Origin of the sequence: Caulobacter hibisci, assembly GCF_016135805.1 — a bacterium.
Lineage (GTDB): Bacteria > Pseudomonadota > Alphaproteobacteria > Caulobacterales > Caulobacteraceae > Caulobacter > Caulobacter hibisci.
On sequence record NZ_JADWOX010000002.1, the window covers coordinates 598371 to 623170 of the forward strand.

Genomic DNA, 24800 nt, shown 5'->3' on the forward strand with positions numbered 1-24800 from the left:
CTCCCAATTCACAAACTTTCTCTGTGAGATTTTCGGAATGACCGAACGCACCTTCTCGATCCTGAAGCCCGACGCGACCCGCCGCAACATCACCGGCAAGATCAACGCCGTGATCGAGGAAGCCGGTCTGCGCATCGTCGCCCAGCGCCGCGTCCACCTGACCGACGCCCAAGCCAAGAAGTTCTACGAAGTGCACGCCGAGCGCCCGTTCTACGGTGAACTCGTCGCCCAGATGACTGCCGAGCCGGTCGTCGTGCAGGTCCTGGAAGCCGAAGGCGCCGTGGCCAAGTACCGCGAAGTCATGGGCGCCACCAACCCGGACAACGCCGCCGAAGGCACCATCCGCAAGCTGTTCGCCCTGTCGATTGGCGAAAACTCGGTCCACGGTTCGGACAGCCTCGAGAACGCGGGCATCGAAATCGCCCAGTTCTTCAAGGACGAAGACATCGTCGGCTAAGGCTTTCGAGCTTTAGCGACGGCAAAAGGCCGGCGGGGAAACCCGCCGGCCTTTTTGTTTGGGGTTTGGTGTGCTGTGGGGCTTGCTTCTCGCCACCCCTCCAACCGCCTTCCTCGCCTTCGTGGCGGGGAAGGCAAATATGGGGTGGTGAATGAGGGCCCTCAAAGCCCTCGCACGAACGCGCTCAGCACCGCCGGATAGAGCCTGTGCTCTTCCTTCAGCACCCGCACCGCCAGCGCATGGTCATTATCGCCAATCTCAATCGGCACCCGCGCCTGGCCCAGGATCGGGCCTTCGTCGACCCCCGCCGTGACCAGATGCACCGTGCACCCCGCCTCCGCATCCCCGGCCGCGATGGCGCGGGCGTGGGTGTCGAGGCCCGGATACTTGGGCAACAGCGACGGATGGATATTGAGCATCCGGCCTTCCCAGGCGTCGACCAGGAACGGCGTTAGAATCCGCATGTAGCCGGCCAGGGCGATGACCTCGATGCCGCGCTCGCGCAGGGCCGTATCGACCGCGCGCTCATGAGCCTCGCGGTCCTTGCCGAACGGCTTGCTCTCGACGCAAAGAGCCTCGATCCCGGCCGCCTGGGCCGTCGCCAGACCGCCGGCGTCGGCCTTGTTGGCCAAGACGAGGGCGATCTCGAACGGGCAGGCGGGATCCTGGGCGGCGCGGACCAGGGCCTCCATGTTGGAGCCCCGGCCCGAGATCAGGGCGGCGACCTTGGTCCTTGCCGTCATCAGGCCTGGGCCAGCTGACCGCAGACAAAGGCGTCTTCGCCGGCATTCAGCAGCGCGGCGAGCACCGGCTCCACGTCCGACTGGGCGACGATCAGGATGAAGCCGACGCCGCAGTTGAAGGTGCGGCGCAGTTCGTGGGCGTCGATCTGACCGACCTCTTGCAGCCACTCGAACACGGGCGGCAGGGCCCAGGCGTTCCAGTCGAACTGCGGAACCAGGCCCTCGGCGATGCAGCGCGGCGGGTTCTCGATCAGGCCGCCGCCGGTGATGTGGGCGCCGCCCTTGACCCGGCCCGACTGCAGCAGCGGCAGGAGCGACTTCACATAGATGCGGGTCGGGGCCATCAGGGCCTCGGCCAGGCTCTTGCCGTCTTCGAAGGGCGCCGGAGCGTCCCAGGCCAGGCCCGAGCGCTCGACCACGCGGCGCACCAGCGAATAGCCGTTCGAGTGCGGACCCGACGAGCCGAGGCCGATGATCACGTCGCCGGCCCGCTGCTTGTCGAGCTTGGGCAGCACGCCGTCGCGCTCAACCGCGCCGACCGAGAAGCCGGCCAGGTCGTATTCGCCGTCATTGTACATGCCCGGCATCTCGGCGGTCTCGCCGCCCACCAGGGCCGCGCCGGCCAGCTTGCAGCCCTCGGCGATGCCGGCCACCACGCTCTTGGCGGTCTCGACGTCGAGCTTGCCGGTGGCGAAGTAGTCCAGGAACATCAGCGGCTCGGCGCCTTGCGCCAGCAGGTCGTTGACGCACATGGCCACCAGGTCGATGCCGACCGTGGCGTGCATGCCCGCGTCGATGGCGATGCGCAGCTTGGTGCCGACGCCGTCGGTGGTCGTCACCAGCAGGGCGTCCTCGTAGCCGGCCGCCTTCAGGTCGAACAGCGCGCCGAAACCGCCAAGGCTGGCTTCCGCGCCGGGGCGACGGGTCGCTTTCGCCAGAGGCTTGATGGCGTCCACCAGGGCGTTGCCGGCATCGATGTCGACGCCCGCCTGGGCGTAGGTCAGGCCGCCGGCGTGGTCGGTCTTCGGATCGCTCATCGGGTCGCTCATCTGTGGTTCCAGGCCCTTCGCGACCCGCCTCGGGCGCTTTGGGACAGAAAAGTGGCTGCTCCGCAACGCTTGACGCTTGCAGACTCGGGGGTGCGCGAGGCTATTAGCAGCCGATGACGCCGATCACCACCACCGCCGCGCTGGCGGAGTTCTGTAATGGTTTGAAGGGGCAGCCCTTCATCGCCGTGGACACCGAGTTCATGCGCGAGACCACCTATTGGCCCAAGCTCTGCTTGATTCAGGTCGCCTCACCGTCTTCGGACGCCGTGATCGATCCGCTGGCGGACGGCCTCGACCTCGAGCCGCTGCTCGAACTGATGCGCGACGAGACCCTGCTCAAGGTGTTCCACGCCGCCCGTCAGGACGTCGAGATCTTCAACAATCTCAAAGCGATGCCGACGCCTTTGTTCGACACCCAGGTGGCCGGCATGGCCGCGGGTTTCGGCGAGCAGATCGCTTATGACGCCCTTGTGCGTCAGATGCTGAAGATCGAAATCGACAAGTCGAGCCGCTTCACCGACTGGGCCCGCCGCCCGCTGACCGACGCCCAGCTGGCCTACGCCCTGGCCGACGTGACGCACCTGGCGCGGCTGTTCCCGGTGCTGCGCGATCGCCTCCAGGAATCAGGCCGCCTGGCCTGGGTCGAGGAGGAGATGAAGGCGCTGAGCGATCCGGCCGCCTACGATGTCGACCCGGAAAAGGCCTGGCGCCGCCTGCGTCCGCGCAAGACCCAAGCCAAGTACCTGGCCGTGTTCAAGGCCGTCTCGGCCTGGCGCGAACGCACCGCCCAACAGCGCGACCAGCCGCGCGGCCGCATCCTCAAGGACGAGGCCATCGACGAGCTGGCCACCCAGGCCCCGACTTCGCTGGAGGGCCTCAACACCCTGCGCGGCGTGCCCAAGGGCTTCGGTGGCAGCAAGTTCGGTCCGGACCTCCTGGCCGCGATCAAGGCCGCCCTGGCCGATCCCGAGGGCTACGCCCCCGTGGTCGATAAGCCCGGCCCGCCGCCGCCGCCTTCGGCCGGCGCCGTGGTCGAGCTGCTTAAGGTGCTGCTCAAGGCTCGCGCCGAGGAAGCCGGCGTGGCCTCCAAGCTGATCGCCACGGTTTCGGATCTCGAGAAGATCGCCGCCGACGACGAAGCCGAGACCCCGGCCCTGCAAGGCTGGCGGCGCGAGGCCTTCGGCGCCGACGCCCTGAAGATCAAGCGGGGCGAACTGGCCCTGGTGCTCGACGGGACCAAGGTCCGCGTCGTCGAAGTCCGCCGGGCCCCGCGCCCGGCCTGATCCGAGCTCCAGGCGGCGCGGCCCAAAAGAGGGTTGCGCCGCCCGCGGGCCGGCGCGAGAGCAATCTCCGCTTTGTGCAAGACGGCACAGCCGCCTTGCCGCTGACATGTTTTGACAAATTCATTGTGACCTCCGGGCGCTATAACGGCGCCACGGAGATGTCGGCCGTGGGGACGGCCGAAGACTGGGGAACTAGGTCGAGTTGGCGTACACGGAACCGGATCCGTGGCCGGTCAGGGCCGCGCGTAGCTATGTGAGGCCCGCCAAGGCGCTGCGGCAGCAGATTCCGCTGCGCCTGTTCGTCATCGCGGTGATCTGCGCGGCCGTCGGCCTGCAGGTGCAATTCGCCTTCATGCTGCCCTGGGCCCTGGCCTGTCTGGCCGCCCAGATCCTGCAGGCCTTGGCCCTGCGCGTCTTCGAACGCGATCCCGTGCGCTGGATCCTGGTTTGCCTGGCCGCCGACTTCCTGCTGGCCGTCGCCTTCGGCTGGGCCGCGGTGCCGCTGTGGCGGACGGGCCTGCCCAGCGGCGCGGCCGGGGCTGCCCTGTTGCTGGCCGGCTCGATCCTCACCGCCCTGATGGGCGCCAAGGGCTCGCGCCTGGGGTTCGCCGCCACCGTCACACCGCATCTGGCCTATCTGTTCCTCACCCCGCTGCTGGCCGGCGGCGCCGATCCGGGCGTGCGCGCCTTCCTGGCCGGCGGCGGTCTGATGGCCCTGGTCACGGCCCTGGTGTTCGGCTGGTCGCGCCACACCCTGGTGGCCGAGCGCGAGGCGAGGGCGGCCGCCGAGATCCGCCGCGAGCAGGCCGTGGCCGCCGACGCCGCCAAGAGCGCCTTCGTCGCCATGGTCAGCCATGAGCTGCGCACCCCGCTCAGCGCCATCCTGGCCGGGGCCGGCGAGATCGCCCGCGCCTCGCGCGGCCAGTCGCGGGCCAAGGCCGGGCTGATCGCCGACGCCGGCGTGATGATGCGAGCCCTGCTCAACGACCTGCTCGACCTGTCGAAGATCGAGGCCGGGCGCATGACGGTGGAGTCCATCGACTTCGCCCCGCGCATCCTGATCTGCGACACCCTGCGGTTCTGGCGCGCCGAGGCCCGGGCCAAGGGCCTGGCGCTGCGCTTCACCGGCGGCCATCGCCTGCCGCGCTGGATCAAGGGCGACCCGGTGCGCCTGCGCCAGGTGCTCAACAACCTGCTGTCCAACGCCATCAAGTTCACGCCGGACGGGCGGATCTGCGTCGAACTGGAAGTCGCCCCGCGCGCCGAGGGCGGCCTCCTGCTGACCCTGTCGGTGACCGACACCGGGCCGGGCCTGGGCCCCGAGCAGTTGCAGCGTCTGTTCACGGCCTATGACCAGCTGGGCGCAGACACCGCCCGCACCTTCGGCGGCACGGGCCTGGGCTTGGCCATCAGCCGCGATCTGGCCCGCCTGATGGGCGGCGACCTGGCTGCGGAGTCGGCCCAGGGACGCGGCGCGCGCTTCATCCTGACCCTGCCGGCGCCCGTAGGCGAGGAGCCGCCCGCGCCCGAGCCGCTGGATGCGCCCGCCGACGGCTTCACCGACGCTGCGGCCGTGCTGGTGGTCGACGACCACGAGATCAACCGCCGCACCCTGGCCCAGGTGCTCGAAGCCTTCGGCCTGAAGGTGACCCTGGCCGCTGACGGCGAGACGGCGCTGGGCCTGGCCGCCGCCACGCGCTTCGACGTGGTGCTGATGGACGTCAACATGCCGGGGCTGGACGGCCTGGACACCACCCGGCGGCTGCGCGCCGACGGCCTGAACCGGGCGACGCCCGTTGTGGCGGTGACCGGCGCGGTCAGTCAGGCCGAGGTGGCCGCCTGCCGCGCGGCGGGCATGCAGGATTTCGTCGAGAAGCCGTTCGAGGTCGCCGCCCTGCACGCCGTTCTGGTGCGGGTGCTGGGCGGCGCCTGATCCCGAAAAAGGGTCTTAGCTGAACAGGTGCGACAGCGTCTCGCTGGCCGCCAGGCCCAGCGCCACCAGCACCACGACGTGATAGGCCGCGCCGAGCAGCACGGTGCGCTTCACCGTCCAGCCCTGGCGGGCGCCGAAGGCCGCGGCCAGGTCCTGCTGTAGACGGCGGGCCGGACTGTCGACGGGCGTCGCGCTGGCCCCGGCCAGGCGGACGATCTCGCCGGTTGGCGGCGCGGGCGACGGCGAGGCTTCGGTGGTTTCGATCTGGTAGTCGTGCTGTTCGGCGACTTGCTTCTGCATGTCGGCTGGCTCCCCTGCTGAGACGGAGAGCTTCGCCTTGCGTGGATAACAAACCATGCTCGCGGAACGCTGTTCGGGTGCGGCCGGCTGTCGCAGCCAAGCTTCGACGGATGCCGCTGACGCCCTAGAGGGGGGCGATCTTCAGCTTCAGGCCCAGCACCTGGGCCAGGGTGCTGGCGCGCTTGGCGGTCTGTTCGCCCAGCAGCATGGCCGCATAGCCGGGTTCGGCCGACAGCTGGACCTCGGTCTTGTCGATCGTCAGTCGTGAGCGCGACAGCAGGGCCGGACTGCGGCCCGAAAGATCGCAGCCCAGGCGGATGGCCGCGCCCAGGGCCCGCGCGCGCTTGAGGCGGGCGGGGGTGAGCAGACGATCCAGCACCACCATCTCCGGCGGGGTGAAGGCCGTGGCGTGACGGGCGAAGGCGGCGGCGGCCAGGAAGGCGCGCTCGGCGTGGGTCTGGCCGGCGATCGGCGCGCGCAGCACCTGCTCGAAGACCAGATCGGCGCGATGGTCCGGATGCAGCCGCGCGCCAAGGTCGGCCAGGCGGCAGGCGGCCGAGGTCAGCACCGCGTCGCGGCCCTCGAAGGCGGGCTCCAGCTTGTCGAAGGCCGGCGCCAGCCAGGCGTCCAGCGCCACGCCCAGGTCGTCGGCCACGCCCTGGCGCGCCGTCAGAGAGGCGCAGCCCTCGATCAGCGGGTCCAGGCCCCGCACCCGCGGCGGCATGGCCTCGAACAGCAGGCCTTCACGCACGCCGAAGGCCGAGATCTCGATGCGCTTGAGGTCCAGCCGCTCGATCAGGCTTTCCAGCACGATCGCCGCATAGGGCAGGGTCTCGATCCGCTTCTTGGACATGCCCTCGATGCGTTCGAGCGAGCTTTTCGACTGGTGCGAGACCAGGCGCGCAGCCTCCAGGGCTTCGGTGCGGCCGATCTCGTACTGGTGGACGACCTGCAGCGGATAGCCCGACAGCCGCATGTGCAGCAAAGCAAGGTTCCGCCAGGCGCCGCCGACGGCGTGGAAGGTGTCGGCCTTGAAGGCCTCGGCCACCGGGGCCAGGCGCTGGGCGGCCATGCGGCGCACGCGGTCGGCGTCGAAGCCGTCGGCCAGGCCCAGGCTGAACGGCCCCAGCGGCAGGGTCACGCCCTGGCCCGCGCCGGTCGGCTCCAGCCGCACCAGCTCCAGGCTGGCGCCGCCCAGGTCGCCGACCACGCCGGTGGCGTCGGGCGTCCCGGCCAGCACGCCCAGGGCGGCGTAGCGGGCCTCTTCCTCGCCCGACAGCACGCGGATGGTCAGGCCGGTCTCTTCGATCACGCGCTTGACGAAGGCGGCCCCGTCACTGGCCTCGCGCACGGCGGCGGTGGCGGCCACGAAGGTCTCGGCCGGCTGGACGGCCTTCAGCACCGCCTTGAAGCGCTTCAGCGCCGCCAGGGTCTGGGTGACGCCCTCGGGGGCCAGGCGGTTCTTTGAGCCCAGCTCGCGGCCGAGGCCGGCGAGCACCTTCTCGTTGAACACGGTCCAGATGGCGCGGCCTTCCAGCCGGTACACCACCAGGCGGACCGAGTTTGAGCCGATATCGATCACGGCCGCGTCGCGCGGCGCCGAGAGGGGCATGAGGCTGGTTTAACGCATTCGGCGCGCAGGGGAAGCGGCGGCCTTGGACGAAACCGTCACGAAAGCCGTCGCTCCCCAGGTTTTCAGCGCCAAGTCCTCAGCGCTTGCGCTTGGGGCCGACGTGGTCGAAGGCCCGCGGCAGGTCCTGCACGTGATGCCCGCGGCCCGACAGGCTGGGATTGGTCATGAAGTATTCGTGGGCCGAGAAGGCGCCCTTGCTTTCCCAGGCCGGGTCGCGGGCGTAGCGGCCTTCGCTGTCCAGCTTCCAGCTCTGAGCCTCGTCATTGAGGTTGGCGACCATGATCTGGCTCAGCACCTGCTGGTGCACGGTCGGGTTCTCGACCGGCACCAGGCTTTCCACCCGGCGATCGAGGTTGCGCGGCATCCAGTCGGCCGAGCTGATGAAGGCGCGGGTCTGGGCGCTGGGCATGTCGGCGCCGTTGGCGAAGGCCACGACGCGGCTGTGTTCCAGGAACCGGCCGACGATCGATTTGACGCGGATGTTCTCCGACAGGCCCTTGATCCCGGGACGCAGGCAGCAGATGCCGCGCACGACCAGGTCGATCTGCACGCCGTCCTGGCTGGCCAGGTAGAGGGCGTCGATGATCTGCGGATCGACCACGGCGTTCATCTTGGCCCAGATGCCGGCTGGCTTGCCGGCGCGGGCGTTGGCGGCCTCGGCGGCGATCATGGCCAGCAGGTCGGGCTTCAGGGTCTGGGGCGAGAACGACAGCTTCTCCAGCGCGCCGGGCTGGGCGTAGCCGGTGATGAAGTTGAACAGCTTGCCGCCGTCGCGGCCCATGGCCGGATCGCAGGTGAAGAGGCTGAGGTCGGTGTAAACCCGGGCCGTCTGCGGGTGATAGTTGCCGGTGCCGAAGTGGCAGTAGGTGCGCAGGGCCTCGCCCTCGCGCCGCACCACCACCGACAGCTTGGCGTGGGTCTTCCAGTCGACGAAGCCGAACACCACGTGCACGCCGGCCCGTTCCAGATCGCGCGCCCACTTGAGGTTGTTTTCCTCGTCGAAGCGCGCCTTGATCTCGACCAGGGCGGTGACGTTCTTGCCGTTGTCGGCCGCCTCGATCAGGGCCGCCACGATCGGGCTGTCCTTCGAGGTTCGGTACAGGGTCTGCTTGATCGCCAGCACGTTGGGATCGCGCGCGGCCTGGCGCAGGAACTGCACCACCACGTCGAAGCTCTCGAACGGATGGTGGACCAGGATGTCCTTTTCGCGGATCGCCGCGAAGCAGTCGCCGCCGTGGTCGCGCACCCGCTCGGGGAAGCGGGCGTTGTAGGGCTTGAACTTCAGGTCCGGACGATCGGGCGGGATCAGCTCGCTCATCTGGGCCAGACCCAGCTTGCCGTCGACCAGCACCACGTCTTCCGGCGCGGCGCGCAGGCCCTCGGTGATGAACTCGCGCAGGTCGGCGGGCATGGTGGTCTGGATCTTCACCCGCACCACGCGGCCGAGGCGGCGCTTCTTCAGCCGCGCCTCGAACTCGCGCACCAGGTCTTCGGCCTCTTCCTCGATCTCCAGGTCGCTGTCGCGGATCAGGCGGAACAGGCCACGGCCCTCGACCTCGTAGCCGGGGAACAGGTGGTCGAGGAACAGGATGATGAAGCTTTCCAGCGCCACGATCTTGCGCTCGCGCTTGCGGCCGCGAGCGGTGCTGGCGATCTCCCAGAAGCGCTGAACCTGGTTGGGGATCGGCGCCAGGGCGTAGAGATGCTTGTCGTCCGAAATCCGGCGCAGCTTCAGCGCCAGGCAGAAGCCCAGGTTGGGGATAAACGGGAAGGGGTGGGCCGGATCCACCGCCAGGGGCGTCAGCACCGGGAAGATGCGGGTCTTGAAGATCTCCTCGGCCCGCTCGCGGTCGGCGCCGACGATGTCCTTGGCGTCCAGCAGCTTCAGGCCCTCGGCCCACAGCTCGGCGCGCACCTCGCGCCAGATCTTCTGCTGCTCGCTCATCAGCTCGAAGGCCGAGGCGTTGATGCGGGTCAGCTGCTCGCCCGGCGTCAGGCCGTCCAGGCTGACCACCCGCACGCCCTCGCGCACCTGGCCCTTCAGGCCGGCCACGCGGACCATGTAGAATTCGTCGAGGTTGTTGGCGCTGATGGACAGGAAGCGCAGGCGTTCCAGCAGCGGGTGGCGCGGATTGGCGCTTTCCTCGAGGACGCGCTGGTTGAAGGCCAGCCACGACAGTTCGCGGTTGAAGAAGCGTTCCGGCGAGGCCAGCTGGTCCTCGTCGAGCACCAGGCGCGCGCGATCCTCGGGCGCGGTCTCCACCTTGTGAGGGGCGGGCGCGAGGGCGGCGGCGTCGGTCATCATCTACTCCAGGGCAACGTCTCGCATCGTGACCGAGCCTGATGACAGCCGCAAGACAAACGGCCTGTCTTCGTCTTCAGTCGAGCTTCATGCCCGGCGGCGGAGGCGAGCGGGTCTGTGGACAGGGCGGACCCGACTGCATGCGCGCCTTGTATTCGGCGTAAGGGTCGGGGAAGGCCAGGAGGGCGCGGCGGGCTTCCAACCCGGCTTCGTCCTCGATCGGATAGGGCCGCCATTTGCCGCCGTCGCAGCGGAACTGGGTGCCATAGCGCTGTTGGCGTCCATTCGACGTGGCCACCCGGTCGAACATCATGCCGTAGTTCTGGCCCTCGAACTCGCCGGCCCTCACCAGCGGCTCCAGCGCTGGCAGAAACCGCTCCTGAGCGGCGGTGTCGGCATGCTGAATGATGTGAAAGGCCGAGGTGGCCGCCTTGTCGCCATAGCGGCTGCGCAGGAACCAGCCCTCGGGCGGCAGCAAGGCCAGCAGGGCTTCGCGATTGGACTTGTCCTGCGCCTCGATGGGCGCGAAGGCCGCCCTCATGGCGGCGTCCCGCTCGGCTTGCGGCAGGGTGGAATAGTCGAAGCTCAGGGCCACGCGGCGCGGAATCTGGTCCAGCCGGCCAAGCCGAACCAGGCGTTCGGCGTCGTCCTTGGGCAGCGGCAGGGCGGCTTGGCGAGCCTGTTCCTGGTCGATCGAGGCCTGCACGGAGGCGATCAGCGCCCGGGCCTCAGGCGACACGAGCGCCGGCGCTGGCGCGGCGGTCGTTTGCGCCAGCATCGCCGCCGCGATCAGCAGTTCCAGCATCCGCCCCTCCAGCCTCCGGTCACGACGTCAGGTTGTCGTCAGGGCGTGGCGAAAGCTTGGCCGCCTTCTAGGCCTCGTCGAAATCCTCGTCCTCGCCGAAGGCCAGCACCTGGGCGGCGAAGGCGCGGGTGATCCCGCGACCGCTTTCGGAGGCGGCCTCGTCCAGCAGAGCCACCAGGGCCACCGCCTCGGGAGCGCTGCGCGGGATGCGGCGCAGCAGGAACGCGTAGACGTCGTCGGCCGGGCGGATCAGGCGGTCGGCGAAGGCGCGGCGCAGCACCGCCTCCAGCACCACGTCGTCCGGCTCGTCGATGACGGCGGCGGTCAGGGCGTTGAGACGCGAGCGCAGGTCGGGCACCACCGTCCGCCATTCCAGCGGCGCGACCTGGGCCGTCAACAGCAGGCTGCCGCCGTCGATCCCGGCCATGTTCAGCAGATGGAACAGGTCCTCGTCCGAGACCACGCCGCCGAGCGCGCGGCGATCGGCGTCCTCGATCAGGATCGCCCGGCCGCGCAGGGCGGGCAGGTCCAGCGGCGCGAGGTTCGGATCCGCCGCATCGATGACCACCGCGCCGGCCTTCTCGGCCCAGGCGCGCGCCAGGTGCGTCTTGCCGCTGCCCGAGGGGCCGACCAGGGCCAGGCGGCCGTTCGGCCATTCCGGCCAGGTATCGACGGCGCGCACGGCGTCCTCGTTGGCCGGCGATACGGCGAAGTCGTCCCGCTCGAAGCTCGGCGGACGTTCCAACGGCAATTTCAGCTGGCTCAAGGTCGGGGCGAAGTCACATGGTGAATGGTCGGCAATCTATAGGCGGCGCAGACTCTTACAGCGAGACGGCGAACGGGCGCGCTTGGGGATAGAGAAGGCGATAGGTGTGGACGCTAGGCAAGGGTGTGGACGCACGTGTGGATGTCCGGTGGACGCTCGGTGGGCCTTCGTGTGGATGGCCATGACCAAACTGTCCCCGTTGATGCACAGGGCCTTGGGGAGGACTCCGATCCGCGCGCCGAATGGGTCATGATCTCTGTGGCCGATGCGATTCATCTGGCCGCTCAAACGCTTCGGAGACCTCTTCTGGCCCAGACCGCCGCCACCGCCGATCTCGCCGCCTGGCGGGCGCAGATGACCAGGCCGCCCGGCGCCTTGGGCCAGGCCGCCCGCGCCGTGCAACTGAAGGTCAACAAGATCATCCCGGAGAAGGTCCACGCGGCGATCACCGCGGCGATGCAGGGCATGACTCGGGCGATCCTCACCGGTTCGGACTTCGCCACCGGCGCGCCGCTGGTCCAGGCCACGCTCGACGAGCGGCTGGAGCGTGTGCGCGCGGCCATCGACGGTTGGAAGAAGGCCGCCGCCGCCGAGGGCGGCATCGCCGGGGCAGGGGGCTTCGTCCTGGCCGCCGCCGACTTTCCACTGTTGATGAGCTTCAAGATCAAGCTGCTGTTCGAAATCGCCGCCGCCTTCGGCCATGACGGATCGGAGCTCTCCGAGCGGCTCTACATCCTGCACATCTTCGAGCTGGCCTTCTCGGACGCGGGCCATCGCGCCCGGGTGTTCGAGGCCATGGACGGCTGGGACGTCCGCCAGCACCCCACCGACCTCTCCGGCTTCGACTGGCGCGCCTTCCAGCAGCAGTATCGCGACCACATCGACCTGGCGAAACTGGCCCAGCTCCTGCCGATCGTCGGCGCGCCGGTCGGGGCGATCGTCAACTGGCGCCTGGTCGAGAAGCTCGGCCACACGGCGGTGATGGCCTATCGGATGCGGTTGGAGAGCCAGGCGCTGATCGGCTGAGCTTCGACGAGCGCCGACCGACGAGCCTAGCGTCGGGCGTCTGGTTTCACCTTCACCGGCTTGCCGCTGCAGGAATGGTATCTGACGACGTCCGGCGGATCGCCCGCGCAGTGAAAGCCCGAGGCGGAGAACGTCGGCTTGCCTGTCACGAGGGCCTTGGCGGCGCCTATGACCAGCATCGGCAGCGCCACGAGCAGGAACAAGATGGCGAAGATCTTGAAGACCTTCATTTTCGTAGCGGCGACGTAGTTCGAAGAGGCCATGTGGATCGGTCCCGTCTTGATTGACGGCGAGCAGGTCAGCTCAGCGCCTGTTCGATCGCCTTCTGCAGGTTTTCCGGGCTCTCGGCCCCGACCACCGCCACCTTGCCGGCGAAGATCGCCACCGGCACGCCGGTGACGCCGCCGCGCACGGCCATGGCGTGCTGCTGGACGATCACGTCCTTGTCGGCGCCGTCCGACAGCAGGCCCAGCACCGCGACCTCGTCCATGCCGGCGGTCTTGGCGATGTCGGCCAGCACGATGGGATCGCCGATGTCGCGGCCTTGTTCGAAATAGGCGGCGAACAGAGCCTCGACCACGGCGTCCTGCACGGCCGCGCCGCGCGCCCAGCGGATCAGGCGGTGGGCGGCGCTGGTGTTGGGCGACAGGGCGATCTTGTCGAAGGCGAAGGCGATGCCTTCCTCGGCGCCGGCCTCGACCAGGGCCTCGTGCACGGCCTTCAGCCGCGCCGGGTCCTTGAACTTGCCGGCCATGTAGGCGGCGCGGTCGACGCCTTCCTCCGGCAGGGTGGGATCGAGCTGATAGGGACGCCAGACCACGATCGGCTCCAGGTCGGGCCGCGCGGCCAGGGCGCTCTTCATCCGACGCCAGCCCAGATAGCACCAGGGGCAGACGACATCGGCGACGACGTCGACGGTGATTGGCGCACCCATCGGAAGCTCCTACAGACTAGACGGCTTTCTGGAGCGCCAGCGAGGCGGCGCGTTCCAGCGCGTGGATGGCGGTTTCGCCCGGCTCGATCTGGGCCACGCCGATGTCGAACTCGCAGACGAAGGGGCTGCGGTCCTCGCCGGCGTCGAAGGCCGTGCAGCCGATGACCGCGGCGATGCGCTCGGCGGCGGCCTTGGCGGCGGTCAGGTTGGTGGCCGGGAGGGCCAGCGCGAAGACTTCCGGCGCGAGGCGCGCGGCGGTGTCCTCGACGCGGACTAGGCGACCGACCATCGAGCCGATCTGCGGAATGGCGCGGTCCAGCCAGCCGTTCTGGCGGGCCCAGAGGACCTCGGGCTTGTCGGCGACGCGCAGCACGCCGATCGACAGCGGACGCCCCCGTTCGCGGGCGGCGCCGGCCAGGCGCGACAGGTGGGCGGCGAACAGGTCGCGAGTGAAGAGGCCGGTGGCGGCGTCCATCAGGCCCGAACTGCGGGCCTTTTCCAGCGCGCCGCGAATGGCTTCGCCCCGGCGATAGTTGCGGGCCAGCTCAATCACCCGGCGGGCGGTGTCGCCTTCGGGCGTCTGCGGCGAGGCCACGTCCGACACGCCGCGATGGAACGCCTCGGACATGGTCACATAGCTCTCGGCGTTCATGTAGAGCAGCGCCGGGATGTGGAAGAGGCGGGTGTTGCGGCGCATGCCGGCGGCGATCGACATCGCCTCCTGCTGGTTCTCGCCGGCCCACAGCACCACCGCGTCGAAGGCCCGCTCGTGCAGGTAGTCGAAGGCGGTGTAGGCGGTGAAGGCGCCGACCACGTCCGCGCCGCTGCGGGTCAGGGCGTTGGACAGGGCCAGAAACTGGGGAGCGGGCTCGCCGATGGCCAGCACGCGATAGGGCACGCTGGCGGCTTCCGGCAGGTCGAGCCGGCGGCCGCGATCGCCGAAGGTGGTCAGGCGAAGCTCGAACTCTTCCTCGGCGATGGCCGTGCGGACCAGGGATTCGAGGCGCAGCACCGCCTGCGACGGATGCAGCGGCGGCGACAGGGTCAGGTCGAAGGCGCTCTGGCCAACCTCGATGCCCGGCTCGCCGATGGCGATCACCGGCAGGCGGCGCGGGGCCACGGCGGCCTTCAGGCGACGGGCGAGGGTCTGGCTGTCGGGGCCGGCGGCGTCGATGTCGACGATCACGGCCTCGATCTGCAGGTCGCCCAGCGCCGCCAGCGCCGCATACGGGCCGCGGGCGGTGATGGTGCGCCAGCCCAGCCGGTCCAGCCCCTCCGACAGGGGACCGGCCCGCGTGTCGTCACGCGCCACGATCAGGATCCGGGCGTTCACCGCCAAATTCGTCTCTCCGCTGGCGCAGGCCTACGATTCGCGAGCCAACATAGCAGAGGCTTGGGTGCGGCAAAGGGATGCAAGGTCGCAGGCTTAACCTTGTCGACAGGTGGTTTGCGCCCGGGCTTGCCTGACCGAGCGTCAGCCGGGTCCTACTGCCCGCAACGAGATAGAAGAACGGGAGAGACGGGATGGGCCAGGGACCGCTTTCGGGGCTGAAGGTGCTGGAGTTCGCGGGGATCGGCCCCGGGCCGTTCTGCGGCATGCTGCTGTCGGATCTCGGCGCAGACGTCGTGCGGATCGACCGCAAGGGCTCGGGCCGCACCTCGGCCGCCGACGTCACCGCCCGCGGCCGCCGCTCGGTGGCGCTGGACCTCAAGCAGCCGGCCGCCGTCGAGACCTGCCTGAAGCTGATGGAGACCGCCGATGCGGTGTTCGAGGGCTTCCGTCCCGGCGTCATGGAACGCCTGGGCCTGGGTCCGGACGTCGCCCTGGCTCGCAACCCGAAGCTGGTCTACGGCCGCATGACCGGCTGGGGGCAGACTGGCCCCTACGCCAAGGCCGCCGGCCACGACATGAACTACATCGCCATCACCGGCGCCCTCGACGCCATCGGCGCGCAGGACAAGCCGATCCCGCCGCTGAACCTGGTCGGCGACTTCGGGGGCGGGGCGCTTTACCTCGCCTTCGGCCTGTTGGCCGGGGTGATCCATGCGCGCGAGACGGGCCAGGGCCAGGTCATCGACTGCGCCATGAGCGACGGCGCGGCCTCGCTGATGGCCATGTTCTACGGCTTCAAGGCCATGGGGATGTGGCAGGAGGGCCGGCGCAGCAACCTGCTCGACGGCGGGGCCCACTTCTACGACACCTACCAGTGCGCCGACGGCAAGTGGGTGTCGATCGGCTCGATCGAGCCGCAGTTCTACCTGTTGCTGCTGGAGAAGACCGGCATCACCGACCCGCACTTCCAGGCCCAGATGAGCCGCGAGGACTGGCCGGCCCTGCGCGAGAAGCTGGCCGCCGTCATCGCCACCAAGACCCGCGACGAGTGGTGCGCGATCATGGACGCCACCGACGTATGCTTCGCCCCCGTCCTGTCGATGGACGAAGCCCCCGGCCACGCCCACAACAAGGCCCGCAAGACCTTCGTCGAGGTCGCCGGCGTCATCCAGCCCGCCCCCGCGCCCCGCTTCTCGGCCACCCCCGGCGCCATCCAGGGGCCGCCGCCGAAGATCGGAGGCGACAACGCCGCCGCGCTTTCGGATTGGGGCTTCGAGGCGGGGGCGATCGCAGAGCTTGAGGCGGCCGGCGCGCTGTAGGCGCCTTGCGTGGTCCTCGTCCTTCGACAGGCTCAGGATGAGGACCAAGGACAGGGCGGCGCAGTAGAAAACCTCACCCTGAGCTCGTCGAAGGGCGAGGTTTTCGCACCCTCGCCAAACTGACAACCACGTTCAGCCGCGGTTCAGGCGGCGAATCCTAGTTTCGAACTGTGACCGGCCGCCGCGCCAACCCGTCCCTCGATGTGACGGCCGGTTCAGGCAAGTCCTGCGGAGACGCGTCGCTTTCCCTGAGGCGGCGCGTCTTTGACTTGCCAAGACCAGTGTTTCGAACAGCGCGGCCGTACAAGGGTTGCTTCCCCGGGCCGCCGGGGGCAGGTTCCGGCGGATGCAGCCCTCCAAGGCCCCCATCCGTTGGCGAGACCTCGATCTCGACCCGATCCACTGGATTCAGGAAATCCTCCGCGTCCTCGGCCTGGCCCTCACCCGGCTGTGGGGGCGCGATGTCATGCTCTATGTCGGCGGGGTGTCGTTCTTCGCCCTGCTGGCGGTGTTCCCGGGCCTGGCGATCCTGATCGGCCTCTACAGCCTCTTGCTGGACCCCAGCACCGCCGCCCGCCAGGCCGACGCCCTGGCCTTCATGATGCCGCCCGGCGCGCGGCCGATCTTCCAGAGCGAGATGCAGCGCCTGGCCCATGCGCCGGTCTACACCGTTTCGCTGCAGAGCCTCGTCATCCTGGTCATCGGCGTCTACGCCGCCCATCGCGGCTTCAAGGCCCTGCTGGCCGGCCTGTCGTTCATCCATGATGAGGAGGACCAGCGCGGCTTCTTCGGCTTCAACCTGATGGCGCTGTTCGTGCTGATCGCCGCCTTCGGCCTGCTGTTCGCCATGTCGGGGATCTTCCTGACCTTTCGGCTGCTCTCCAGCACCCTGAACCTGCGGCCGCTGGAGGGCGTGTCCTGGATCCAGAGCGAGTGGACCTGGGCCACCCTTGGCCTCGTCTTCGGCATGACCCTGATCTACCGCTACGCCATGTCGCGCGCCCCGGTCGGCTGGCGCGCCTCGATCACCGGCGGCGTCGCCGCGGCTCTGTTCTGCGTGTTCATGTCGTGGGCCAGCGCCTTCTACGTCGAGAAGGTGGCCCATCTGGGCGCGACCTACGGCTCGATTTCGGCCGTGATCATCTTCCTGATCTGGCTGTCGTGGAGCGTCAACGCTGTGTTCTACGGCGGCGCTTTGGCCACCGAGGTCGAGATCGCGCTCGACGAGCGACCCCAGGCCCTGGTCGAAGGCCCCAAGGCCATCGCCCTCAAGGCGCCTTCGTCACCCGAAAGCTGATCACGCCGGAGGGCAGGTCCTCGACCCCCTCCAGCGTCGCCCCCAACTGCCGAGCGAAGTGCGGCACGTCGATGCGCGCCATCGGGTCGTCGGCCAGCAGCCGCACCGTCGCCCCGCCTGGCGCCTGTTCCAGCGCCTTGCGCAGCTTCAAGGTCGGCACCGGGCAGCGATGCCCGCGCGCGTCGACCTCGATGTCGCTCACGAAAACACCTGCTCGGCCTCTTCGGCGCTGAGGATCCGGTGCTTGCCCGGCTCCAGGTCGGCCGGCAGCACGATGCCGCCGATCCGCTCGCGATGCAGGGCCACGACATGGTTGCCCATGGCCGCGAACATCCGGCGCACCTGATGATAGCGGCCCTCGGTGATGGTCAGTCGGGCGGTGGTCTCGTCGATCACCTCCAACTGGGCCGGCGCCAGCGGCTTTTCCTCGCCCTCCAGCATCAGCGTCCCGGCGGCGAAGGCCTGCGCCTCCTTGCCCGACAGCGGTCGGTCGAGGCTGGCCAGATAGGTCTTGGCCACATGGCGCTTGGGCGAGATCACCCGGTGCAGATAATCGCCGTCGTCGGTGATCAGCAGCAGGCCCGAGGTGTCCTTGTCCAGCCGCCCGACGCTCGACAGCGCCGGATCGCGCACCTGCCAGCGCTTGGGCAGCAGGTCGTAGATCCGCTCACCGTCCTCCCGGTGCGAGCAGACCACGCCCAGCGGCTTGTTCATCAGCAGCACCAGCGGGGCCGGCGGATCCACAGGCACGCCCCGGATCATCAGGTGCTGGGGCAGGTCGGCCGTCACCGCGATGCGCTTGCCGGCGTCCTTCAGCGGCACGCCGTCGAAGGTCACCTTGCCGGCCGCCACCAGGGCCTGGACCTCGCGCCGCGCGCCATAGCCCAGATTGGCCAGCAGCCGGTCGAGCCTGGCCATCAGCGGCTTGCTCATTTGACGGCCTCGAACACCTTGAAGCCGTTCTGGTCGAGCGCCGAGCGTACGCGGCTGAAGTGCTCGGCCAGCACCGCCTCGTAGGGCAGGTGACGGTTGGCCACCAGCCACAGTACGCCGCCCTTGCGCAGCAGGGCCGCGGCCCCGCGGATGAACGCCTGGCCCAGCGCCTTGTCCTCGCCGCCGCCCTCGTGGAACGGCGGGTTGCTGACCACGAAGTTCAGGCCCGACAACTCTGGCAGGCCCAGCCGCACGTCGGCGTGGGCGAAGCTCACCCGCTCGTCGCCGACATTGCGCCGCGCCGCGTCCAGGGCCCGGCGGTCGATGTCGATCAGGGCCAGCTTGGTCACCTTGGGCGAGGCCAGCACCTGGTGGGCCAGCACGCCGATGCCGCAGCCAAGATCGGCGCCAGCGCCGGAGAAGGCGGGCAGGGCGCTCATCAGGAGGGCGGTGCCGGTGTCGAGCCGATCCCAGCTGAACACGCCCGGCTGGGTCCACAGGCCTTCGCCGTCGATCCGGCGCGGGGCGCCGTCGGCCAGCGCTTCGGCCAGGCCCGTCGGGGCCTCGGGGCGCAGGGTCACGCAGATGCGGTGGTGACGGCGGGCGTCCTCGCCGATCTTGCAGCCGAAGCCTTCCAGCTCCTTCTTCAGACGCAGGCCGCCGCGATCCTTGGGGGCGGCTACGGTCAGCCGGCCGCCGGGCTTCAGCGCCCGCAGCATCTGGGCCAGCACATAGCGGCGCTCCACGGCGCCGGCCGGCGCCAGGGCGGTGAAGGCGTCGAGCGAGGCGTCGGCCAGGCCCTCCAGGGGCTCGGCGCCCGGAACGGTCGGAGCGGTCTGCACCGCGCCGCGCGGCGTCTCGATCACCTCGCGCGGGGGAAAGCCATAGACGGCGGCGGAGGCGGTGTCGGTCATGGAGGTCAGGATCTTGATCACGATGGCTGGGCGGCGCGAAAGGCCGCCTCGAAAGGGCGTTGGTTACCTTGGCGAGGCCCCTGACGCCAGAGGGCGCGCCAGACGGGGGAACTTCGCCGCTCGAAACGGATTGGCTCGGCGAGGGAGGATCCGCCATGGCCAAGCCCCGCGCGCGCCGCCTGAAGGTCTTCGAAGCCCAGTTCGGCTTCCACGATTCCGTCGTCGCCGCGTCCAGCCAGCAAGCGGCCCTCGACGCCTGGGGCGTGCGCCAGAACCTGTTCGCCGAGGGAAGCGCCAGGCTGGCGACCGACGAGGCCGCGATCGCCTCAGCTCTGGAACATCCCGAAACGCCTCTGCGGCGCGCAGCGGGCTCCAAGGACCCGTTCGGACTGGCGCCGAGCCTGCCCGACATCCCCGATGGACCAAAGAAGCCGAACGGGCGCGCCAAACCGACCAAGGACCCTGAACCGGAAGAACCGCCGCCTCCGCCCGACCGCTCAGACCTTGATGCCGCCGAGGCAAGGCTGGCGGAGTTGGAAGCGGGTCACCGGGAAGAGGCGCGGGCGTTCGAGCGCCGTCTCGCCGAGTTGGAGAAGGAGGCCGACGCCGCCCGTGGTCGCCGACGCGCCGAGGCCAGGAAGGCCAAGGCCGCGCTCGACGAGGCCCGCCGCGACTATCGCGCGGCCGGCGGAACGCCCTGAAGGAAATCTGGCGGGCAGGGTGGGATTCGAACCCACGGTGGACTTTCACCCACGGCGGTTTTCAAGACCGCTGCCTTAAACCACTCGGCCACCTGCCCGGAGCGGGCGGCTATATCAGCGCCCGCGCGTCGGCTCCAGAGCGATCTGTCGCAGGCATCCTTAACCAAGCCTAAAAACATCTGAACGAAGCTGAAACCACGATGGGGGACGACCATCCGGAGTTTTGGCGACCTATGCGGCGCATCTGCAGTTTTGAAATTCGCGCGCTGAAGGTCCTGGGCCTGACGGCGCTGGGCGCCGCGGGCCTGGCCGCCTGCGCGACGCCGTCGCCGCGCCTGCCGATCAACAAGACCCCGCCCAAGGTCACCGCCGACCGCGACTATCACGGCCCGCCGCCGCCCGGTTACGGCCAGGGCCTGCGCGGCACCGACAAGCCCTATCAGATCAAGGGAATCTGGTATTATCCGAAGAACGACCCGGACTACGACGTCGTCGGCGTCGGCTCCTGGTATGGCGAGCAGTTCCACAACCGCCGCACCGCCAATGGCGAGATCTTCGACATGGACCTGCCGTCGGCGGCCCATAAGACGCTGCCGCTGCCATCCATCGTCGAGGTGACCAACCTCGACAATGGCAAGAAGATGCGCCTGCGGGTCAACGACCGCGGGCCGTTCGTCGGTGACCGGGTCATCGACCTGTCGCGCGCCGCCGCCGAGGAGCTGGGCTATCGCCGCTCGGGCGTGGCCAAGGTGCGCGTCCGCTATATCGGCCCCGCGCCGAAGACCGCCGTCGACCAGCCCCGCCGCTTCGCCGACATTCCCGCGACGCCGCCGCCCGCCAAGCCGGCCTATCGCGAGATCCCGCGCGAAATGGCCTCCAACCTCTACGACCAGCCCGACGACGCCCCGCCCGCGCGGATCGTCCAGGCGGCGTCGTCCGCGTCGGGCGCCTTCCGCGTCCAGGCCGGCAGCTTCGCCAATCGCGACAACGCCGAACGCGCCGCCGAACGCTTGGCCTCGGCCGGTCGGGTCACCGTCGAGCCGATGGACCGCGCCGGCGGCACGCTCTACCGCGTCGTCGTCAACTGCGGCGCCGACGAGGGCGAGGCCTGGGGCGTCCGCGACCGCGTCGCCTCGCTGGGCTTTGGCGACGCGACGGTGCTGCGGCCCTAACCAGGTCTGGACAAGCCCCGCGTTCCAGCCGATTTGAGGCCGGTGACCCGCGGAACATTCATCAGCTTCGAAGGCGGCGAAGGCGCCGGCAAGTCCACCCAGGTGCGCCTGTTGGCGCAGCGGCTGGAGGCGCTCGGCCATGAGGTCGTCCTGACCCGTGAACCCGGCGGCAGCCCCGGCGGCGAGGCGATCCGCGAGCTCTTGGTGCACGGCGCGGCCGATCGCTGGTCGCCGGTGACCGAGACCCTGTTGATGTACGCCGCTCGCCGCGACCACGTGGAGCGGGTGATCCGTCCGGCGCTCGACCGCGGCGCGGTGGTCGTCTGCGACCGCTTCGCCGATTCGACCCGGGCCTATCAGGGCGCCGGCGGCGATGCGCCCGCGTCCTTGATCGCCAGCCTGGAAGAGCACGTGCTGGGCGTCACGGTCCCGGCCCTGACCCTGGTCTTCGACCTGCCGGCCACGGCCGGGCTGGAACGCGCTTCGGCGCGGGGCGGCGCCGCCCGCTTCGAATCCAAGGGCCTCGACTTCCACAAGCGCCTGCGCGCCGGCTTCCTCGAGATCGCCCGCCGCGAGCCCGAGCGCTGCCAGGTGATCGACGCCACGGCGAGCATCGACGAAGTCTCGGTCGCCGTCTGGGAGGCCGTGTCCGAGCGGCTGGACCTGGCATGAGCGACGCGCCTCCGCATCCGCGCGACGTCTTCTCGCTGGACGGCCAGGAGAAGGCCGAGCTGTCGTTCATCGACGCCCTGGGCCGCGGCCGGCTGCACCACGCCTGGCTGCTGACCGGCCCCGAAGGCGTCGGCAAGGCGACCCTGGCCTATCGCATGGCCCGCCGCCTGCTGGGCGCGCGGCCCGATCCGGCCTTCGGGGCCCTGGGCTCGGCGCCGTCCGATTTCACCAGCCGACAGGTCGCCGCCCGCTCGCATCCAGACCTTATGGTGCTGGAGCGCGCCACCGACGACGGCAAGGCCCGCAAGTCGATCCCGGTCGACGAGGCCCGCCTGCTGCCCGGCTTCTTCGCCAATTCGCCGGCCGTCTCGCCCTATCGGGTGGCGATCATCGATGCAGCCGACGACCTCAACGTCAACGCCGCCAACGCCGTGCTGAAGACCCTGGAAGAGCCGCCGGCCCGGGGCGTGATCTTCCTGATCAGCCATTCGCCGGGCAAGCTGCTGCCGACCATCCGCTCGCGCTGCCGGCGCCTGGCCGTGCCTGCGCCCGGCGTCGAGCGCGCCGCCGACATGGTCGAGCACCGCCTGGGCCTGGACCGCCGCCAGGCCGAGCGCCTGGGCCGCATGGCCCACGGCGCGCCGGGCAAGGCGCTGCAGCTGGCCGCCGCCAAGGCCCTGGAGGCCGACGACACCGCCGGCGAGATCCTGCGCAAGCTGCCCGAGATCGACGAGGCCGCGCTGCTGGCCTTGGCCGACACCTTCAAGGGCGCCGAGGGCCAGGCCCGCTTCGAGCTGCTGTTCGAGCGCCTGGCCGACCAGATCCACGCCATGGCCGTCGGCATGGCCGGCGACCGCACCCCGGCCGGCCTCGACCGCTGGGCCGGCGCCTGGGAGCGGCTGATCCGGCTGCCGATCGAGGCCGAGGCCGTGAACCTCGACCGCGCCGACGTGTTCTGGACGGCGATTGCGGACTTGCGCGCCGCCGCCAAGGCCGCCAATTGACCGCATGCTCATCGACAGCCACGTAAACCTGCACGCGCCCCAGTTCGCCGAGGACCGCGACGCCGTCATCACCCGCGCCCGCGAGGCCGGGATCGAGATGATGCTGACCATCTGCGACAAGATCCCCAGCTTTCCGGACGTCCACGCCATCGCCATGGCGGAAGCCGATATCTGGTGCACGGTCGGCGCCCACCCGCACGAGGCCAAGGACCATACGGACCTGACGACGGCCCAACTGGTCGACCTGGCCGGCCGGCCCAAGGTGGTCGGCATCGGCGAGACGGGCCTGGACTTCCACTACGACCTGTCGCCGCGCGAGGTTCAGGCCGCCGTGTTCAAGCAACATGTCGCCGCCGCCCGCAAGACCGGCTTGCCGCTGGTGGTCCACACCCGCGAGGCCGACGACGTCATGGGCCAGATCCTCGAGGAGGAGCACGCCAAGGGCGCCTTCAAGATCCTGATGCACTGCTACACCAGCGGCGCGGACCTGGCCCGCCGGGCCGCCGCCCTGGGCGCCTGGTTCTCGGTCTCGGGAATCGCCACCTTCAAGCAGGCCGAGGACGTGCGCGCCGTGATCCGCGACATGCCGGGCGACCGCATCATCGTCGAGACCGACTGTCCCTATCTGGCCCCCGTGCCGATGCGCGGCCGCCGCTGCGAGCCGGCTCACCTGCCGCACATCGTCGACAAGCTGGCAGAGATCCGCGGCTGGAGCCGCGCCGAGGCGGAGCAGCGCTCCGAAGACGCCTTCTTCGCCCTGTTCGACGCGATACCGCGTCCATGAGCGGCGGCCGGCTGGAGTTCACGATCCTCGGCAGCGGCTCCTCCGGCGGCGTGCCGCGGGCCGACGGCAACTGGGGCGACTGCGATCCGGCCGAGCCAAAGAACCACCGCTCGCGCTGCTCGATTCTGGTGCGGCGGCTGTCGGGCGGCGATCCGCGCGGCGACACCACGGTCATCGTCGACACCTCGCCGGACCTGCGTTTGCAGACCGCGCGAGCAGGGGCGGGCCGCGTCGACGCGGTGCTGTTCACCCACGACCACGCTGACCAGGCCCATGGCATCGACGACGTGCGGCCGTTCTTCCTGAACCACCGCTTCAAGATCCCGACCTACATGGATCCGGCGACCTATGACGGCCTGCTGCTGCGGTTTCGCTACATCTTCGAGACCACCGGCGGCTATCCGGCCATCTGCGACCCGCGCCATCTGCCGGCCCATGGCCAGGCCTGGAGCATCGAAGGGCCCAGCGGCGCGATTCCGGTGGTCAATTTCGACGTCGACCACGGCGAGATCCGAGCCGCCGGCTTCCGGTTCGGCGGCGTCGCCTACATTCCCGACGTGCTGCAGATCCCCGAGGACAGCTGGCTCGCCCTGGAAGGCCTCGACGTGCTGATCGTCGACGCCCTGCGCTGGACCTCCCATCCCACCCACGCCAATGTCGAGCGGGCCCTGGGCTGGATCGAGCGGGCCAGGCCCAAGCGGGCGATCCTCACCAACCTGCACATCGATCTCGACTACAACGTCCTGGCCGGCCAACTGCCGCCCGGCGTCGAGCCGGCCTATGACGGCCTGCGCTTCGTGGTCGAGCTCTAGACCGGAACCGAGAACAGCTCCGGCCGTCGCAGCCGCAGGGCCTGAAGCAGGCACCTGCTCTTGGCGTCGAACGGCGCGGCCGCCGACATCTCGATCCAGAGGTCGTCCAGCGGTCGTTCGATGACCTCGATGTCCTCGTGCTCCTCGGCCAGGCCGCCGCCGGCGTGGGCGCGGTCGGAGACGGCGTATTCGGCCAGGAACAGGGCGATGCTTTCGGTCGACACCCCCGGCATCGACAGGATCGCGCCGACGGCGTCGACGTCGCGCAGCGCCAGGCCGGTTTCCTCCAGGGCCTCGCGACGGGCGGCCGCCTCGGCCGTCTCGCCCGGGTCCATCAGGCCGGCCGGAACCTCCACGATGGCGGGCGTGCCCGTGAACAGCAGCGGCGCGCGGGTCAGCCGCACCACCACGCCGACCTTGCGCTCGGGATCATAGGGCAGCACCGCCACCGCAGATCCATGGTCCTCGACCATGCGGCGGAACCGCTCGCCGCCGGCGCTTTCCAGGGTCAGGGCGTGCAGCCGCAGCCAGCCGGAATAGACGAGGTCCTGGTCGACGATGCGGTGTGTGGTCATGGACCCTGGATAGGCGAGGCGGGTCGCTTCGCCAAGCCGGCCCGGGCCCGCGG

Annotated in this window: 26 protein-coding genes and 1 tRNA gene; 12 read left to right on the forward strand and 15 right to left on the reverse strand. The window is 69.8% G+C overall.

Annotated elements, in window-relative coordinates; translation table 11 throughout:
* The first annotated feature begins 37 nt into the window (after positions 1-37).
* On the forward strand, positions 38-457 hold the full coding sequence (ndk, locus tag I4Q42_RS05935) for a nucleoside-diphosphate kinase (protein WP_198575129.1): 420 nt from the start codon (positions 38-40) through the stop codon (positions 455-457).
* 161 nt (positions 458-618) lie between these two features.
* Here ndk and purN read toward each other — a convergent pair whose 3' ends face one another.
* Positions 619-1200, reverse strand: a complete 582-nt coding sequence (gene purN, locus I4Q42_RS05940) for a phosphoribosylglycinamide formyltransferase (RefSeq protein ID WP_198575130.1) — start codon at positions 1198-1200, stop codon at positions 619-621.
* On the reverse strand, positions 1200-2237 hold the full coding sequence (gene purM, locus I4Q42_RS05945; protein WP_198575182.1) for a phosphoribosylformylglycinamidine cyclo-ligase: 1038 nt from the start codon (positions 2235-2237) through the stop codon (positions 1200-1202). Before purM ends, purN begins: the two co-directional genes overlap by 1 nt.
* Positions 2238-2362: 125 nt before the next feature.
* Between purM and rnd the strand changes: the two genes are divergently transcribed.
* Both rnd and I4Q42_RS05955 read left to right on the forward strand, forming a co-directional pair.
* Entirely contained in the window at positions 2363-3532 is a 1170-nt protein-coding gene (rnd, locus tag I4Q42_RS05950) for a ribonuclease D (protein WP_198575131.1), read from the forward strand.
* 253 nt (positions 3533-3785) lie between these two features.
* A complete protein-coding gene (locus I4Q42_RS05955; RefSeq protein ID WP_332873026.1) occupies positions 3786-5465 on the forward strand; it encodes an ATP-binding protein in 1680 nt (559 codons plus the stop codon).
* A gap of 15 nt (positions 5466-5480) precedes the next feature.
* On the opposite strand, the gene I4Q42_RS05960 is transcribed toward I4Q42_RS05955, so the two are convergent.
* From I4Q42_RS05960 to hdaA, 5 genes are all read right to left on the reverse strand, one after another.
* Positions 5481-5765, reverse strand: coding sequence for a hypothetical protein (locus I4Q42_RS05960; RefSeq protein WP_198575132.1), 285 nt, complete (start codon positions 5763-5765; stop codon positions 5481-5483).
* A gap of 124 nt (positions 5766-5889) precedes the next feature.
* Positions 5890-7377, reverse strand: a complete 1488-nt coding sequence (locus I4Q42_RS05965) for a Ppx/GppA phosphatase family protein (RefSeq protein WP_198575133.1) — start codon at positions 7375-7377, stop codon at positions 5890-5892.
* A gap of 97 nt (positions 7378-7474) precedes the next feature.
* Positions 7475-9700: an RNA degradosome polyphosphate kinase gene (locus tag I4Q42_RS05970; protein ID WP_198575134.1), complete on the reverse strand. Its 2226-nt coding sequence runs from the start codon at positions 9698-9700 to the stop codon at positions 7475-7477.
* 76 nt (positions 9701-9776) lie between these two features.
* On the reverse strand, positions 9777-10505 hold the full coding sequence (locus tag I4Q42_RS05975) for a DUF6624 domain-containing protein (RefSeq protein ID WP_198575135.1): 729 nt from the start codon (positions 10503-10505) through the stop codon (positions 9777-9779).
* A 67-nt stretch (positions 10506-10572) separates the two neighbouring features.
* Positions 10573-11271: a DnaA regulatory inactivator HdaA gene (hdaA, locus tag I4Q42_RS05980; protein WP_198575136.1), complete on the reverse strand. Its 699-nt coding sequence runs from the start codon at positions 11269-11271 to the stop codon at positions 10573-10575.
* Between the two features lie 249 nt (positions 11272-11520).
* On the opposite strand from hdaA, the gene I4Q42_RS05985 reads away from it, so the two are divergent.
* Complete coding sequence (locus I4Q42_RS05985; protein WP_198575137.1) at positions 11521-12297, forward strand: EcsC family protein; 777 nt, start codon at positions 11521-11523, stop codon at positions 12295-12297.
* 26 nt (positions 12298-12323) lie between these two features.
* Here the strand turns inward: I4Q42_RS05985 and I4Q42_RS05990 are convergent, their stop codons facing one another.
* The 3 genes from I4Q42_RS05990 to I4Q42_RS06000 are packed head-to-tail and all read right to left on the reverse strand — an operon-like array spanning position 12324 to position 14570.
* Entirely contained in the window at positions 12324-12560 is a 237-nt protein-coding gene (locus I4Q42_RS05990; protein WP_198575138.1) for a hypothetical protein, read from the reverse strand.
* Between the two features lie 35 nt (positions 12561-12595).
* Entirely contained in the window at positions 12596-13231 is a 636-nt protein-coding gene (locus tag I4Q42_RS05995; protein ID WP_198575139.1) for a DsbA family oxidoreductase, read from the reverse strand.
* Positions 13232-13247: 16 nt separating this feature from the next.
* A complete protein-coding gene (locus I4Q42_RS06000; RefSeq protein ID WP_198575140.1) occupies positions 13248-14570 on the reverse strand; it encodes a diguanylate cyclase domain-containing protein in 1323 nt (440 codons plus the stop codon).
* A 185-nt stretch (positions 14571-14755) separates the two neighbouring features.
* Between I4Q42_RS06000 and I4Q42_RS06005 the strand changes: the two genes are divergently transcribed.
* Complete coding sequence (locus tag I4Q42_RS06005; RefSeq protein WP_198575141.1) at positions 14756-15883, forward strand: CaiB/BaiF CoA transferase family protein; 1128 nt, start codon at positions 14756-14758, stop codon at positions 15881-15883.
* A 346-nt stretch (positions 15884-16229) separates the two neighbouring features.
* On the forward strand, positions 16230-17180 hold the full coding sequence (locus I4Q42_RS06010; protein WP_198575142.1) for a YihY/virulence factor BrkB family protein: 951 nt from the start codon (positions 16230-16232) through the stop codon (positions 17178-17180).
* Here I4Q42_RS06010 and I4Q42_RS06015 read toward each other — a convergent pair.
* The 3 genes from I4Q42_RS06015 to I4Q42_RS06025 are packed head-to-tail and all read right to left on the reverse strand — an operon-like array spanning position 17152 to position 19027.
* Positions 17152-17382, reverse strand: a complete 231-nt coding sequence (locus tag I4Q42_RS06015; RefSeq protein ID WP_198575143.1) for a sulfurtransferase TusA family protein — start codon at positions 17380-17382, stop codon at positions 17152-17154. The two genes, I4Q42_RS06010 and I4Q42_RS06015, sit on opposite strands and share 29 nt — an antisense overlap.
* Positions 17379-18113, reverse strand: a complete 735-nt coding sequence (locus I4Q42_RS06020) for a pseudouridine synthase (RefSeq protein WP_198575144.1) — start codon at positions 18111-18113, stop codon at positions 17379-17381. The genes I4Q42_RS06015 and I4Q42_RS06020 overlap by 4 nt, the downstream gene beginning before the upstream one ends.
* Positions 18110-19027: a class I SAM-dependent methyltransferase gene (locus I4Q42_RS06025; protein ID WP_198575145.1), complete on the reverse strand. Its 918-nt coding sequence runs from the start codon at positions 19025-19027 to the stop codon at positions 18110-18112. Before I4Q42_RS06025 ends, I4Q42_RS06020 begins: the two co-directional genes overlap by 4 nt.
* Before the next feature lie 155 nt (positions 19028-19182).
* Between I4Q42_RS06025 and I4Q42_RS06030 the strand changes: the two genes are divergently transcribed.
* Positions 19183-19728, forward strand: a complete 546-nt coding sequence (locus tag I4Q42_RS06030; RefSeq protein WP_198575146.1) for a hypothetical protein — start codon at positions 19183-19185, stop codon at positions 19726-19728.
* Between the two features lie 8 nt (positions 19729-19736).
* Here I4Q42_RS06030 and I4Q42_RS06035 read toward each other — a convergent pair.
* A tRNA-Ser gene (locus I4Q42_RS06035) sits at positions 19737-19826 on the reverse strand.
* Between the two features lie 135 nt (positions 19827-19961).
* Between I4Q42_RS06035 and I4Q42_RS06040 the strand changes: the two genes are divergently transcribed.
* From I4Q42_RS06040 to I4Q42_RS06060, 5 genes are read left to right on the forward strand one after another with little or no spacing between them, the layout of a single operon-like run.
* Positions 19962-20900, forward strand: coding sequence for a septal ring lytic transglycosylase RlpA family protein (locus I4Q42_RS06040; protein WP_198575147.1), 939 nt, complete (start codon positions 19962-19964; stop codon positions 20898-20900).
* Between the two features lie 42 nt (positions 20901-20942).
* Complete coding sequence (tmk, locus tag I4Q42_RS06045; protein ID WP_198575148.1) at positions 20943-21572, forward strand: dTMP kinase; 630 nt, start codon at positions 20943-20945, stop codon at positions 21570-21572.
* On the forward strand, positions 21569-22576 hold the full coding sequence (locus I4Q42_RS06050) for a DNA polymerase III subunit delta' (protein WP_198575149.1): 1008 nt from the start codon (positions 21569-21571) through the stop codon (positions 22574-22576). The genes tmk and I4Q42_RS06050 overlap by 4 nt, the downstream gene beginning before the upstream one ends.
* A complete protein-coding gene (locus tag I4Q42_RS06055) occupies positions 22572-23360 on the forward strand; it encodes a TatD family hydrolase (RefSeq protein ID WP_198575184.1) in 789 nt (262 codons plus the stop codon). Before I4Q42_RS06050 ends, I4Q42_RS06055 begins: the two co-directional genes overlap by 5 nt.
* The gene (locus I4Q42_RS06060) at positions 23357-24172 is read left to right on the forward strand and encodes an MBL fold metallo-hydrolase (protein ID WP_198575150.1); all 816 of its coding nucleotides are present in this window, start codon (positions 23357-23359) and stop codon (positions 24170-24172) included. The genes I4Q42_RS06055 and I4Q42_RS06060 overlap by 4 nt, the downstream gene beginning before the upstream one ends.
* Here the strand turns inward: I4Q42_RS06060 and I4Q42_RS06065 are convergent.
* A complete protein-coding gene (locus I4Q42_RS06065; protein ID WP_198575151.1) occupies positions 24169-24747 on the reverse strand; it encodes an NUDIX domain-containing protein in 579 nt (192 codons plus the stop codon). The two genes, I4Q42_RS06060 and I4Q42_RS06065, sit on opposite strands and share 4 nt — an antisense overlap.
* Between the last annotated feature and the right edge of the window lie 53 nt (positions 24748-24800).

Excerpts from the sequence above, each read along its gene's own strand:
- purN (WP_198575130.1), bottom strand. The coding sequence starts at position 1,200 with ATGACGGCAAGGACCAAGGTCGCCGCCCTGATCTCGGGCCGGGGCTCC.
- I4Q42_RS06030 (WP_198575146.1), top strand. The coding sequence starts at position 19,183 with ATGGCCAAGCCCCGCGCGCGCCGCCTGAAGGTCTTCGAAGCCCAGTTC.
- I4Q42_RS05975 (WP_198575135.1), bottom strand. The coding sequence starts at position 10,505 with ATGCTGGAACTGCTGATCGCGGCGGCGATGCTGGCGCAAACGACCGCC.
- purM (WP_198575182.1), bottom strand. The coding sequence starts at position 2,237 with ATGAGCGATCCGAAGACCGACCACGCCGGCGGCCTGACCTACGCCCAG.
- I4Q42_RS05965 (WP_198575133.1), bottom strand. The coding sequence starts at position 7,377 with ATGCCCCTCTCGGCGCCGCGCGACGCGGCCGTGATCGATATCGGCTCA.
- I4Q42_RS06005 (WP_198575141.1), top strand. The coding sequence starts at position 14,756 with ATGGGCCAGGGACCGCTTTCGGGGCTGAAGGTGCTGGAGTTCGCGGGG.
- I4Q42_RS06050 (WP_198575149.1), top strand. The coding sequence starts at position 21,569 with ATGAGCGACGCGCCTCCGCATCCGCGCGACGTCTTCTCGCTGGACGGC.
- I4Q42_RS06065 (WP_198575151.1), bottom strand. The coding sequence starts at position 24,747 with ATGACCACACACCGCATCGTCGACCAGGACCTCGTCTATTCCGGCTGG.
- I4Q42_RS06025 (WP_198575145.1), bottom strand. The coding sequence starts at position 19,027 with ATGACCGACACCGCCTCCGCCGCCGTCTATGGCTTTCCCCCGCGCGAG.
- rnd (WP_198575131.1), top strand. The coding sequence starts at position 2,363 with ATGACGCCGATCACCACCACCGCCGCGCTGGCGGAGTTCTGTAATGGT.
- I4Q42_RS05970 (WP_198575134.1), bottom strand. The coding sequence starts at position 9,700 with ATGACCGACGCCGCCGCCCTCGCGCCCGCCCCTCACAAGGTGGAGACC.
- I4Q42_RS05985 (WP_198575137.1), top strand. The coding sequence starts at position 11,521 with ATGATCTCTGTGGCCGATGCGATTCATCTGGCCGCTCAAACGCTTCGG.
- I4Q42_RS05995 (WP_198575139.1), bottom strand. The coding sequence starts at position 13,231 with ATGGGTGCGCCAATCACCGTCGACGTCGTCGCCGATGTCGTCTGCCCC.
- ndk (WP_198575129.1), top strand. The coding sequence starts at position 38 with ATGACCGAACGCACCTTCTCGATCCTGAAGCCCGACGCGACCCGCCGC.
- I4Q42_RS06020 (WP_198575144.1), bottom strand. The coding sequence starts at position 18,113 with ATGAGCAAGCCGCTGATGGCCAGGCTCGACCGGCTGCTGGCCAATCTG.
- I4Q42_RS05990 (WP_198575138.1), bottom strand. The coding sequence starts at position 12,560 with ATGGCCTCTTCGAACTACGTCGCCGCTACGAAAATGAAGGTCTTCAAG.
- I4Q42_RS06060 (WP_198575150.1), top strand. The coding sequence starts at position 23,357 with ATGAGCGGCGGCCGGCTGGAGTTCACGATCCTCGGCAGCGGCTCCTCC.
- I4Q42_RS06040 (WP_198575147.1), top strand. The coding sequence starts at position 19,962 with ATGCGGCGCATCTGCAGTTTTGAAATTCGCGCGCTGAAGGTCCTGGGC.
- I4Q42_RS05960 (WP_198575132.1), bottom strand. The coding sequence starts at position 5,765 with ATGCAGAAGCAAGTCGCCGAACAGCACGACTACCAGATCGAAACCACC.
- I4Q42_RS06010 (WP_198575142.1), top strand. The coding sequence starts at position 16,230 with ATGCAGCCCTCCAAGGCCCCCATCCGTTGGCGAGACCTCGATCTCGAC.